Annotated in this window: 10 protein-coding genes; 4 read left to right on the forward strand and 6 right to left on the reverse strand. The window is 59.2% G+C overall.

All coding sequences use genetic code 11. From position 1 onward, the window contains the following. Nucleotides 1-152 precede the first annotated feature (152 nt). The 3 genes from PMW70_RS03750 to PMW70_RS03760 form a co-directional block, all read right to left on the reverse strand. A complete protein-coding gene (locus PMW70_RS03750) occupies nt 153-644 on the reverse strand; it encodes a type II toxin-antitoxin system VapC family toxin (protein ID WP_271743922.1) in 492 nt (163 codons plus the stop codon). Continuing rightward, nucleotides 637-1017: a translation repressor RelB gene (locus PMW70_RS03755; protein ID WP_158549108.1), complete on the reverse strand. Its 381-nt coding sequence runs from the start codon at nt 1015-1017 to the stop codon at nt 637-639. The genes PMW70_RS03750 and PMW70_RS03755 overlap by 8 nt, the downstream gene beginning before the upstream one ends. A 214-nt stretch (nt 1018-1231) precedes the next feature. Further along, complete coding sequence (locus tag PMW70_RS03760) at nt 1232-2617, reverse strand: M18 family aminopeptidase (RefSeq protein WP_233506762.1); 1386 nt, start codon at nt 2615-2617, stop codon at nt 1232-1234. A 161-nt stretch (nt 2618-2778) separates the two neighbouring features. On the opposite strand from PMW70_RS03760, the gene PMW70_RS03765 reads away from it, so the two are divergent. The 3 genes from PMW70_RS03765 to PMW70_RS03775 all read left to right on the forward strand — a co-directional run bounded on the left by PMW70_RS03765 (nt 2779) and on the right by PMW70_RS03775 (nt 6398). Beyond that, the gene (locus PMW70_RS03765; protein WP_271743923.1) at nt 2779-3864 is read left to right on the forward strand and encodes a carcinine hydrolase/isopenicillin-N N-acyltransferase family protein; all 1086 of its coding nucleotides are present in this window, start codon (nt 2779-2781) and stop codon (nt 3862-3864) included. A gap of 140 nt (nt 3865-4004) precedes the next feature. Next, the gene (locus PMW70_RS03770; protein WP_118081128.1) at nt 4005-5084 is read left to right on the forward strand and encodes a 6-phosphofructokinase; all 1080 of its coding nucleotides are present in this window, start codon (nt 4005-4007) and stop codon (nt 5082-5084) included. A gap of 393 nt (nt 5085-5477) precedes the next feature. Further along, entirely contained in the window at nt 5478-6398 is a 921-nt protein-coding gene (locus PMW70_RS03775) for a helix-turn-helix domain-containing protein (RefSeq protein WP_271743924.1), read from the forward strand. Between the two features lie 483 nt (nt 6399-6881). Here PMW70_RS03775 and PMW70_RS03780 read toward each other — a convergent pair whose 3' ends face one another. Beyond that, entirely contained in the window at nt 6882-9647 is a 2766-nt protein-coding gene (locus tag PMW70_RS03780) for an ABC transporter permease (protein ID WP_271743925.1), read from the reverse strand. Nucleotides 9648-9652: 5 nt separating this feature from the next. After that, entirely contained in the window at nt 9653-10354 is a 702-nt protein-coding gene (locus PMW70_RS03785; RefSeq protein ID WP_138339534.1) for an ABC transporter ATP-binding protein, read from the reverse strand. Nucleotides 10355-10670: 316 nt separating this feature from the next. On the opposite strand from PMW70_RS03785, the gene PMW70_RS03790 reads away from it, so the two are divergent. Further along, nucleotides 10671-11906, forward strand: a complete 1236-nt coding sequence (locus PMW70_RS03790) for a chloride channel protein (RefSeq protein ID WP_271743926.1) — start codon at nt 10671-10673, stop codon at nt 11904-11906. A gap of 206 nt (nt 11907-12112) precedes the next feature. Here PMW70_RS03790 and PMW70_RS03795 read toward each other — a convergent pair whose 3' ends face one another. Continuing rightward, a complete protein-coding gene (locus PMW70_RS03795) occupies nt 12113-12691 on the reverse strand; it encodes a methylated-DNA--[protein]-cysteine S-methyltransferase (protein ID WP_271743927.1) in 579 nt (192 codons plus the stop codon). Nucleotides 12692-12840 lie beyond the last annotated feature (149 nt).

Below are 12840 nucleotides of genomic sequence, written 5' to 3' on the forward strand. Positions count from 1 at the left end.
AACCCCTCGACGCTGCGAGCCCGCCAGAGCGGCAATCTGACGTTCAATCGTCGGGCATGGCCAAAAGGCCTATGCCCTCCTCTTTCACGTCACCTTGCTCACTCTGGCGGGCTCTCGCTGACGTTTGCTCAACCTGCAGGGTCTTCAAATTGCTAGAGCGTTGCTAAATAATTTTTTGCGTCTTCTACACTCATTGCTGCGACGGGTGCGTGTGAACAGAGTTTGACATCGTTGGTGACCAGTAGATCTGATTGAGCGCGTATCGCTGCCGCAATGATTAAATCGTCTTCGTAATCGCTATGGAGCTCACGCTGCCTGCTCGACATCCAGATGTCGCTCAGGTCACAGGGCACTGGCGTGGCAAGCTGCGACAGCACGCTAAGACAATCCCATGCAAGCGATGTCGCTGCCGCAGCGGCATCTTGGGAAAGCGAACCATGCTCGCGCCGATACCATGCCTTATGTTCGCTTGAAATCAAATAAAACAGGTCTTTGGACGATGTCGCCGCATACAGCAAATCAACCTGCGCCGTGCATGCATCGCGTAAAAACTCAATCGCCACCGAACGACCACGTCGTGAGGGAATGAAGTAATCGAGCCACACGTTGGTGTCAACCAAGATGCGCTTTGGAGTCTCACTCATAGAGCCAGCTCATCTCCTCGCCATAGCGATCCGCATAGGCATTCCGTTTGAGCTCTTCGTCGTCCGATGGCTGAGCCTTGACCATATCGATTCCCGATTCACAGCAAGCGGCAGCGAACAGCTTCGACCCCTGATCCATAAGCTCGAGCTTACGTTTGACAGCCTTTTCGCGCTCGCGCTGTTCCGCCCGGGCACGACTGGGCAGCAGGATATCCTCGAGCGCACCGGGGCGATCGGCCAGCGACGCTGCAAGCTGCCAGAGCGCTCGCACCGCTTGGCTCGGCGTCATACCGGCCTTGGAGAGAGCGGCGTCCCCACTCCTTTTAAGATCGGCATCGAGACGTACGTTGATCTGAGCGGCTGTTGTGGTCATGACCCCTCCTTAATACTTCAAAACTATCATAAAACTCTATGGTAGATACGTAAAGCATGTATAGCATTTACAAGCATCAGCCGTACTCTGTACACAAAAAGCCGCCGAGGCACACTGCACCTCGGCGGCTACGCATCACCAATCCAGTTCGGTTTCACCTTTTGCATTCGCCCAGATAAAACCTGCCGAAATTAACATCCCTTTTTGGCAGGTTTTAGAGCTCCACGCTTTCGGCTCCGTTGATGGTCAGGTCACGCTCGTAGAAGGCGGTAAGGGCGCGGATGGCGTACATCACGTCGCGCACGCCGCCGGTCTCGTAGCTCGAGTGCATGGCCAGCTGCGGCAGGCCCACGTCCACGGCATGCATGCTCGCCTGCATATTGGACAGATTGCCGAGCGTGGAGCCGCCGGCCATATCGCTCTTGTTGGCGAAGGCCTGCGTGGGCACGTCGGCGTCATCGCAGATAGCCTGGAACACCGCGCGGCTAAAAGCATCGGTGCAGTAGTGCTGGTTGGCGGCTTCCTTGATGACGATGCCGCCGTTAAGCACAACCCGGTTGCGGGCATCGCACTTCTCGGCGTGGTTGGGGTGCACGGCATGCGCGTTGTCGCAGCTCACGAGCATCGAAGCGGCAAGTGCGCGGTGGTACGACTCGCCATCGAAGCCCAGCGACCCGTTGATGCGGCGCAGCGCGTCGGCCAAGAACGTCGACATGGCGCCCTGCTTGGTCTCGGAGCCAACCTCCTCGTTATCGAAGCAGCAGAAGACCGAAACGTCGTGCGCATTCTCGGCACCCAAAAATGCCTGCAGCGAGGTGTAGGCGCAGGCCAGGTCGTCGAGCTTGGGCGTCGAGATAAACTCGTCGGCCCAGCCCCAAATGCGCGCATCCTGACGATTGACCAGGAACAGATCGCGGCCCAGAATCTGCTCGGGCTCAACGTCCAGCTCTTCGGCGATCAGGGCATCGAAGTCACCCTGCTTAAGCTCGCCGGCGCTGATGAGCGGGCACAGGTCGACGGCTCGGTTGGGAGCAAAGCCCTCGTTAACGCCGCGGTTCATGTGGATGGCAAGGCTCGGGATGATGGCGACTTCGCGCTCGGTGGCAAGCAGGCGGCTCTCAATGCGGTCACCCTCGCGCACCAGCACGCGGCCCGCGAGCGCCAGCGGGCGATCGAACCAGGTGTAGTCGATCATGCCGCCGTAAGCCTCGGTGTTCAGGCGCAACGTCTCGCCTGCGCCATCGAGCTCGGGCACGGCCTTGACCTTAAACGTCGGCGAATCGCTGTGCGACGCCGTGAGCTGAAAATGATAGTCACCGGCAACGCCGTCCTCGCCCCACGTCGCAGCCAAGTCCTCGCCCACCTTAAAGGCGATAACGCTCGAAGTATTGCGCTGCGTGTAGTAACGACCGCCCGGTTCGATATCCCATGCCGCGTTCTCGGGCAGATAGGTAAAGCCTGCCTCGTCGAGCTCGGCCATAATGGTCGCCGCCGTATGGAACATGCTGGGGCATGCCTCGATAAAGTCGATAAGGTCGTTGGCGGCCTCGATATCGTCGGCCGTCACGTGCGTGCGCTCGGGCGTTTCCTGATCCGTCATGCTCTCCCCTTTCGCTGGGTTGATGGTCCCTTCCAGCATACCCCGCCGCGCCAGCGCCGCACTCTTCATTCCGTGCTTAATTCCGCGCCGCTCACCAAGTTGAGTCATCATGCCCGCACTCCTTTTGCGACAATTACGCTAACAGGACGAGAGGAGTCGTCATGAAGCCACGTAACATTGCCATCGCCTACGGTGTCGCGGGAGCCGCCGTCGGCCTTGCCGCTGTCACCGGTATCGTTTATCACAAGCAAATCAAGTCCGCCGCGTCGCTCAAACGCTTGACCGACTATGCGGATGGCTATGACCTGTACGCAATCGACATCGCCTACGACTACGATCTTGATCGCATCATCGCTGCTGGCGTGCGCGACGACCAGGCCTACATCGATGCCGTGGTGGCGCAGGTGCTGCCCGGTGTGCCGACACATGTCCAGGCACCCCAGTTTGCCTGCAGCGCTTTTGTCGCCGTAGATGCCGAAGGCCGCGTGCGCACCGGTCGCAATTACGACTTTAAGGACGACACCTCGGCGCTGCTGGTGCGCAATCACCCACGCGGCGGCTATGCCTCCATCGGCTTTGCGGCCCTCAATAACCTGGGCGATAACACTCCGCTTGACTCCGTCGCCGGACGCGTCGCCGCACTCATGGGCCCGTTTGCCCAGCTCGACGGTGTTAACGAATGCGGCGTGTCCGTTGCCGTACTCACCCTGGATTCCAAGCCCTGTGACCAGGACACGCAACGCCCCGTCATCAATACCTCGCTCGCCATCCGTCTGGTGCTCGACCGTGCCGCCACCACGCAAGAAGCTGTCGACCTGCTTTCCGCCTACGACATGCACGCCATGGCAGGACGCGATTACCACTTCTTTATCAACGACGCCGCCGGTGACGCGCGCGTAGTAGAGTGGGACCCGCGCGATCCGGACCGCGCTTTCAAAGCGACTCCTGTACGCCAGGTTACGAACTTCTACGCCTGCTATGGCGACGAAGTGCTCCCCAACCAAAAGAACGGCGAGCTGGGCCATGGTAAAGAGCGCGCCGTCGCAATCGCCGATGTCCTTGACGCCCATGTCGGTGCCCAGGACGAAACGATTGCCTGGGAAGCCCTGCGCGCCGCAGCGCAAGAGCCCAATCCGGAAGACATCACCAGCAATACGCAATGGTCGGTCGTCTTTGACAATACCGAACCCGCCGCCGCTATTACACTGCGCCGTCACTGGGGCGACGTCGACGCCTTCGCGCTGTAAGGAGCCAGGCCCGTCGACCTTACGCTCGCCTGACGTTGTTTACATTTCCATACGCTTGAGCTAACACGTTTTACCCCCGCGTCAACAGTGTGCGGGGGTAAACTTATGCGCATGTTATAACTTGCCCGGAAGGATTCATCATGCTTAGGATCGGTCTTCTTACCAGTGGCGGCGACTGCCAGGCGCTCAACGCCACTATGCGCGGCATCGTCAAAACGCTTATGACAAATAGCGAAGAACCTATCGAGATCTATGGTTTTGAGGACGGCTACCAGGGCCTTATCTACAGCAGATTCCGCGTCATGACGCCCGCCGATTTTAGCGGCATCCTCACCCGCGGCGGCACCATCCTGGGCACGAGCCGTACGCCGTTCAAGCGCCTGAATGTTCCCGAGGCCGATGGCGTCGAGAAGGTGCCCGCAATGGTCCACACCTATCATAAACTGCAGCTCGACTGCCTGTTTATGCTGGGTGGCAACGGATCCACCAAGACCGCCAACCGCCTGCGCGAAGAGGGCCTCAACGTTATCGCGCTGCCCAAGACCATCGATAACGACACCTGGGGCACCGAGTTGACGTTTGGCTTTACGAGCGCCATCGACGTCGCTACCAAGTGCATCGACGACATCCACACCACCGCCTCAAGTCACGGCCGCGTGTTCGTTATCGAGATCATGGGTCACAAGGTTGGCTGGATTCCGCTGTATGCCGGCGTCGCGGGCGGCGCAGATGTCATCTTGATTCCCGAGATTCCCTACGACATGGATAACGTCATCAAGACCATCGAGCATCGCATGGAGACCGGCAGCCGCTTTACTATCGTGGCCGTCGCCGAGGGCGCTATCTCCAAGGAGGACGCGGCGCTGCCCAAGAAGGAGTACAAGAAGAAGCTCGCCGAGCGCACGAGCCCGTCAATCGTGTACGACATCGCCAAGGAGATCGAGGCCAAGACCGGTCGCGAGACCCGCGTCGCCATCCCCGGCCACACGCAGCGCGGCGGCCAGCCCGACGCCCAGGACCGCATCTTTGCGACCCAGTGCGGCGTCGAGGCAGCGCTCGGCTGCCTGCGCGGCGAGTTTGGCTACATGATTGCCCTGCGCGACGGCAAGATGTGCCACATGCCGCTCGAGGATGTCGCCGGCAAGCTCAAGTTTGTCGATCCCCAGAGCGATCTGGTGCGCGAGGCCAAGGCGTTGGGCATCAGCTTCGGCGACGAATAGCCTCGGCTGGAACCGCCCCCATCGGAGGCCCCAGGGCTTACCTCCCAAATCGTCCTCGGACATGTCAGGACCCCGCCGTGCGCTTCGCGCGGCGGGGTCCTTCCGTCCTGCGGAAAGATTTGGGAGGTAAGCCCTGGGGCCTCCTACGGTAACTAAGGAGACCGAGGCTATTCGCCTTCTTGCTGCGGGTGCGTGGGCTGAGATTTTGGGATGTTGCAGGCTCTTAGCTGAGAGTAGCACCGACATTTGTCCTGAAATGGCTGGTCGTTAGGGGTTCCTACCGGTAGTTGCGGTAGGGTTGGGGCAGATTCTAACTAGAAATGGTGGTCGCTACCGGTTGTTCTCGGCATACTCGGCTCATTCGATTACGGTCACCACATGAAAGGAACTGTTATGGATCTTGCGATGGCGCAGCGGCTCGTTGATCGCCGCAAGGCTGCCGGGCTTTCTCAGGAGGCGCTTGCCGCCCAGCTGGGTGTGAGTCGTCAGGCTGTCAGCAAATGGGAGCGCAGCGAATCCTCGCCCGATACCGATAACCTTATTGCGCTCGCCGCGCTGTATGGCGTGTCGCTGGATGAGCTGTTGTATGGGGAGGCGGCCAACGATGCCGACGACCTGGAGGACGGTAGCGCCGACACCGAGACGGCGGATGTGGCTGACGAGGCCGAGGATTCTGCCGAGCACGCCGATTGCGGCGACAAACCACTTGTCGATATTTCCCTCGCGCGCGGTATCCACGTCATTGATCCCAATAAAGGCGAGGAAGTCCATGTTGGTTGGAGCGGCATCCATGTGACCAACGAGCGCAAGGGCGAAGAGGTGCATGTGGGGCCGGACGGCGTGCATATCGATACGCTTGAGGACGATGGACATAGCGTACGCACCAATGACGACGGCACCGTCACCATCGACGGCGAGACGTTTTCCAGCTGGAAGGAAGCACACGACAAGCTCGACCATCATGGCAAGCATTTCCACACCAAGGTCGGACGTGCATGGAACAAATTCCCCTTCCCCGCACTTGTCACTCTCGCCTATCTGGTGCTCGGCATTGTCTACGGCACATGGGGCATGGGGCTTTTCCTCGTCTTTCTGGTTCCCGTCTACTACGCGATTGGTGACTTCATCGATCGGCGCCACCTGTCTAAGCTGATCGAGGCCATCTACCCGGCAGCCGCCATCGCTTGGTTCCTCTACATGTGGCTCTGTTTGGGACAGCCCCATCCTGCATGGATCATCCTCATCACGATTCCCGTCATAAAGGCGCTCATGCGCTGGTGCCGCAAACAATGGAAGCACCGCAAACAGGCCTAACACGCTCCGACCCACCAGCACCCAACCGCCCCCGCCCTTCTCCTAAGTTGCGGTGAGATAGGGACTGTTTTGAAGCTCCAAAGCGCCAAACAGTCCGTATATCACCGCAACTTACAAACAACTGGGTCAGTTCCGGCACGGAGATTAGCATTGAGCTGACCGCGCGCCACGAAAAGGGACCATCTACTACGTTTAACTCGATGGGGCCAACCATGACCGCCTTTTTCGAAAATCGACAGGCCTTCTACCTGCGGTTTTATTTTTCGTTTTCCCGGCATGGTTGAGGGTATCCAATTAAACGTAGTAGATAGGCCCGTTTTGTGGCATACGACCCATTCAAGCCCAATCTCGAAGGCTAAAGAGAGCCTCTCATCCACGCCTGCGGGCAAAAGATAGCAAAGCAACAAACGCCGGGTCGCTCGTAGGTGCCCGGCGTTCGCCCAGATAAAACCTGCCAAAATAAACCTGTCCCTTTTTGGCAGGTTACTCGGCGCTCTTGAGGGCGCCGACCATGTCGATCTTGTTGAGCGTTCGGTTGGTGGCGAGGTTGACGATGATCGTAAAGCCGAAGGAAAGCACCACGGCAAGCACGTAGCTCAGCGGCTCGACTTCGACGTCAAAGTACAGCGACGGCATCTGCAAAATGTACGTAAAACTCTCGGCCAGCAAGCCGCCCAGCGGTACGCCCAGCGCGGCTCCAATCGCCGTGAGGATCAACGTCTCCTTGTTAACGTAATGGTGAACCTCGCCACGGCGGAAGCCCAGCACCTTGATGGTCGCCAGCTCGCGTTCGCGCTCCGAAATATTCGTATTAGACAGCGTAAACACCACCACAAACGACAGGCACGCCGCCATAAAGGTTACGAGCACCACGACCGAATTGATAATCGTAAAGTTCGCCTCATAGTTTTCCCAATGCTCGGCCGTACTCGAAATCGTAAGCCAACCGTCACTCTTAAGATTCTTGCTAAACGCAATCTGGTCGGCCGACGAACCCTTAAGCAGCACAAAGACGCCGTTAAGGCGTGCACTTCGACCGAACGCGCGCTCATAGGTGCCCTGCGTCATGTAAAGCGTGTTGCCTAGATAGTTGAGCGAGATGTCGCTGACTTTGACCTTGGCAACATTGAGCGACGAATCCTGGACATGTGCTGTGTCACCCGGCTTGATCCCCAGCACCAGCTGAGAGCTCTTGCTCAAATACACATCCCCGTCACGCAGGGCGAGCGGTTCTTTGGACTCGTCCTCGAGACACACGTAGTCGTCCAGGTCGTCCGTGCGGTCATCGGGCACCACGATCAGCTGCACGGTCTCGCTCTTGCCGCCAAATGTAAAGGTGACGTTGTCGGTCATGATCGGCAGCGTCGAAGTCACGGTCACGTTGGAATCCTTGGCTGCACTGCGCTCATCCAACGCCGCGCACGTCTGCGAAAAATCGTCGGGATTGGCGACCGCCAGCAGGTCATAGCGTGTGATGTGGCCGTACTGCTTGGGCGACAGCGCGACCGACGTATCACGGATGCCCATACCGCAAATCACAAGCGCCGTGCAGCCCGCAATGCCAAAGATGGTCATAAAGGCACGCTTTTTGTAGCGGAACAGGTTACGCGCTGCCACCTTGTTCAAAAAGCCCATGCGGTGCCAGATAAAGCCGATGCGCTCGAGCAGAATGCGCGAACCGGCGCGCGGCGCCTTGGGACGCATGAGCGAAGCCGGCGTCTCGGCCATCTCGTGGCGGCAGGCGATAATCGTAGCGCCCACCACGCCCACGGCAAACAGCGCCACCGAGACAATCGAGGACACGATATCGTACGAAAGCAGCATCTGGGGCAGTGAGTACATATCATCGAACACCGTAAACAGGAACAGCGGTAGGCCCACAAATCCGATGATGTTGCCGAGCACGCCGCCAATCAGACACGCCCACAGCGCGTAGTCCACGTATTTGGACAGGATACGCCCGCGCGAATAGCCGAGCGCCTTGTACAGGCCAATGAGCGTGCGCTCCTCCTCGACCATGCGCGTGGCGGTGGTGAGGCTGATGAGCACGGCGACGATAAAGAAGATGAACGGGAACACCGTGGCAATGGCCTCAATTGACGAGCTATCGCTCTCCACGCTCGAGTAGCTTGCGATGTTATCGCGGTCCTGGATGTACCAGGTGCATTCGCCCAGGTCAGAGAGCTCGGCGCGGGCATCGGCAAACTGCTGGTCGGCGGCGGCACGGCGCTGGTCCAGGTCGGCTTGCGCCTGCGCACGCTCGTCGCTGCCCTCGGCCATGCGATTGATGTTGTCCTGCTCGATCCCAAAGACCATATTCGCCTGACGCTCAGCCGCGTCCAAGCTCGCCGGTGTGTCGACCGTCAGCTCCTGAGCGCGCGCCTTCTCACACTCCTCGCGGATCTTCTCGATATTGCCCTTGACCTCATTGATCTTTACCGAGTAGGCATCCGAATAGGAGTTGAGGCTCTTGGCTCCCTCGACGATCACGTGGACCGCGGAGTAGGAAGAAGATGTCGCGGCATCCTCGCTCACGTAGAACTTGTAGTCCGCAGTCGAAGCAGCGCGAAAGGCGTTGACCGTCGAGTCGGAGCTCACGTCGGTGGGATCGAGGACCTCGGCCGTGATGGTATAGTCTCCATCGGCAAACTGGTCCTTGGCGCTTTGGTTCGACGAGCTCGCATCGTTGGCGGCAAAGCTCACCGTATCGCCGATTTTCTTGCCCGAAGCCTTCAAAAAACGTGAGGTCACTGCCACTTCGCCCGAAGTCTCGGGCAGCTCGCCGCGTACTAGCACCGGTTGGTCAATATTCTCTTTGGAAAGGCTCTGCACGACCACGCGCTCGCGCGTTGTACCCACGGCGGTGTAGGCGGTCTCGGTGTAGATGCCCTCGGCCGTCTCGACGCCATCGACCTCTTGGATAGCCGCAAGATCGTCGCGCGTAAGGCCATAGGTCGACTGCACGTTAATGTCATAGACATTCTGCTGGTCAAAGTAGGCGTCAACCGAATCGCACAGATCCTCGCAGCCCGCCTTAAGGCCGCACATCACGCTCACGCCGAGTGCCGTGATCACCACGATGGATAAAAAGCGCTTAAGGCTACCTCGAATGGTACGGTAAATACCACGGCGAAAAACCGTCGGCACCATATCGTTTGAGCTTTGAGCGGTACGGTAGGTCGCAAACTCCCGGTCGCGACCCACGTGCTCCGTATCGCGATTTTGGCTGTTTTGACGATCCTGATCCATGGGCGCTACCACTCGATCGTCTCAATAGGCACGGGATTTTGCTGGACCGTCTCGCTCTCCACGCGACCGTTCTTAAAGCGAATCAGACGGTCGGCCATGGGCGCAAGCGCGGAGTTGTGGGTGATGATAATGACCGTGATGCCTTGTTTGCGACAGGTGTCCTGCAGTAGCTGCAGAATCTGCTTGCCAGTTTTGTAGTCGAGTGCACCCGTGGGCTCGTCGCAAAGGAGCAGCTTGGGGTTCTTGGCCAGCGCACGGGCAATGGACACGCGCTGCTGCTCGCCGCCCGAAAGCTGCGCGGGAAAGTTGGCAAGGCGCTCGCCCAGGCCCACCTGGCAAAGCGTTTGCTCGGCATCGAGCGAATCGGGGCAGATTTGCGCCGCGAGCTCGACGTTTTCGAGCGCTGTCAGGTTGGGGACCAGATTGTAGAACTGAAAGACAAAGCCGACGTCGGCACGGCGGTATTCCACGAGCTGCGCCTCGTTGGCGGAGCTCACGTCGCGCCCGTCCACCGTCACGGTGCCGGAAGTCGCCGTATCCATGCCGCCCAGAATGTTGAGGGCCGTAGTCTTGCCGGCGCCCGAAGCGCCCAGGATGATAGCGAGCTCGCCGCGCTCGACGGTAAAGCTCGCGCCGTCGAGTGCGTGAATGCGAGCGTCGCCCTCGCCGTATGCCTTGATGACGTCTTTGAATTCGATATAGGCCATCGATTAATTCCCATCTGGTCGGATAACTCTTTAGTATTACCCATTTCCCACCTACCAAAAAGGGACAGGTTCATTTTGGCAGGTTTTATATGGGGAAACGGGGAGCGAAGGCGGGCGCTGGGGACGTCCAGCACAACCATTTGACCCAAACCACGCCCGCCGCTATGATGCCGCTGCGGAATGAATGTCTCCGTTGGGCGCGCCAGCCAAACTATCGCGTCGCCCTAAACCGCCTTGTTGCTGATGACTTCTGCTGTTACGTGATGTCCTTTGGGCATCACGCCGCGGCAGGAGTCTTTTTTGTTTTGGAGGAGAAGTGTCGGAAAACAGTGCATCGAGCAGAATCAAACGCCTGCTCAACACCTATAGCGGCCTCATGCTTATGGGTGCCGTCGGAATCCCTATTGGCATCATCGTCGGTGCAATTTGTGCCCTCTTTGGTCGCGTGCTCCTGGCAATCGGCGCCTTCCGCGACGAGCACATCACCCTGCTCCTTCCCTTCCTCGCCCTCATGGGCTTGGCCATCGTATTTGCCTACCGCACCTGGGGCAAAGGCACCGATCGGGGCATGAGCTTAGTATTCGACGTAGGTCACGGACGCGAGGACGCCATCTCCCCGCGTTTGGTGCCGCTCATTATGCTGAGTACGTGGGGGACGCATCTCTTTGGCGGTAGTGCGGGACGCGAGGGCGTAGCGGTGCAGATCGGCGCCACCGTCTCACATTGGATCGGCCGACGTCTACCTTTCCGCGACCCCGGCAACACGTTTTTGCTCATTGGTATGGCCGCTGGCTTTGCCGGACTCTTTCGAACGCCGCTCGCCGCTACGGTCTTTGCTGTCGAGGTGCTGGTCGCCGGACGCATGGAATACCGCGCGCTGTTTCCCGCGCTTACGGCTTCACTTGCCGCAAGCATGACCTCGGGCGCCCTGGGGCTCGAGAAGTTCGAGGTCGCCGTTACCGCCTCGTATGCGCTCGACCTCCCCGGTCTTGGACGGCTGGCGCTGCTGGGCATCGCGTTCGGCATGGTCGGTGGAGCTTTTGCCTGGTGCCTTGCCCATGCCAAGACCCTTGCAGCGCGGCTGCTCCCCAACCCTTACATACGCGTTGCCGTTATGGGCCTTGCGCTGTCGGCGATTCTGTTCGTGCTGTGGCAGGGGCGATACTGCGGCCTTGGCACCAACCTGATATCGGCGGCGCTCAACGGTGACGGCAAGGTCGCCATCATGCCTTGGGACTGGGCGCTCAAATTCACACTCACCATCGCCACGCTTGCCGCGGGTTATCAAGGTGGCGAGGTCACGCCGCTGTTCTCCATCGGAGCCAGCCTGGGTGTCGTACTCGCCGGGATTCTCGGCATGTCCGTCGAGCTCTGCGCCGCGCTGGGATACGCCGCCGTCTTTGGCAGTGCCACCAATACGCTGCTCGCGCCCATCCTTATTGGCTGCGAGGTCTTCGGTTTCGGTAATCTGCCAGCGTTCTTCATCGTCTGCGTTGTGGCTTATCTGTTCAACATGGACAAGTCTATCTACGCCCTGCAGGAGCGGGCGTAGATAGATGTCCCAGCAGGTGGTCTCAACCGGAAACGGCGTCCCACTCTGAGGCCGTATTCCGGGACACGGTTTCCACTTGGGAAGCCATTCGGAAAGCGCATCCCGCGTTAAAACGGAATTCCGGGACGTGGTTTCCGTCTGAGCTTCCATTCGAAAAGCGCGTCCCGTTCTTTCACGGCGTCTTGGCTATGCAAAGTGTCCTGGCGTTATTCCTCGTACGCGCCCTCAAGCCGAAGCAGCCATTCCTTGCGGTCAAGGCCGCCGGCATATCCGTTGAGCGATCCGTCGGCTGCCACCACGCGATGGCACGGCACGATGATCGAAATAGGGTTGCGAGCGACCGCAGCCCCCACCGCGCGAGGAGATACAACGGGTGCTTCATTTCCCGGCACACGATGTCGAGCCGCAACACGCTGGGCGATCTCGCCATACGTAGCGACCTCGCCACGCGGAATTGAAAGCAGCTCAAACCAAACCTCACGCTGAAACGCCGTGCCAATCAAATGCAACGGCGGCGTAAACCGAGGCTCCTGCCCCGCAAAATAGGCATTCAGCCAAGCCCAAGAACGCTCAAGCACCGAAGAAGCCGCACCATTTGCCGGACTCACCGAAGACATCCCACCGGTACCAGAAACCGCATCGGTACCTACGACATACTCCGCATCCTCTTTGAGCAGCGTAGAGCCAAAGTGCTCCTGCCCCTCAAACCAAAGCCCCGTCAAACCGCGGCCATCAGCGGCAAGCAAGATTTCGCCCAAAGGCGAGGCAAATGTCGTCGTGACCACCAGCGGCTCCTTTCAAAACTCCGCAACATAATACCGCGAACTGTGCAGACAACCCCCGCAGATACGTCCGGGCGGGCTCGCAATTACTTCAGCGAGGCTGTTTTTCCCAATCAAGCGAAGAAGACGCGGGGCTTCGACGCCAGGGCGGT

The sequence above is a fragment of the Collinsella aerofaciens genome, assembly GCF_028209625.1.
Lineage (GTDB): Bacteria > Actinomycetota > Coriobacteriia > Coriobacteriales > Coriobacteriaceae > Collinsella > Collinsella aerofaciens_AM.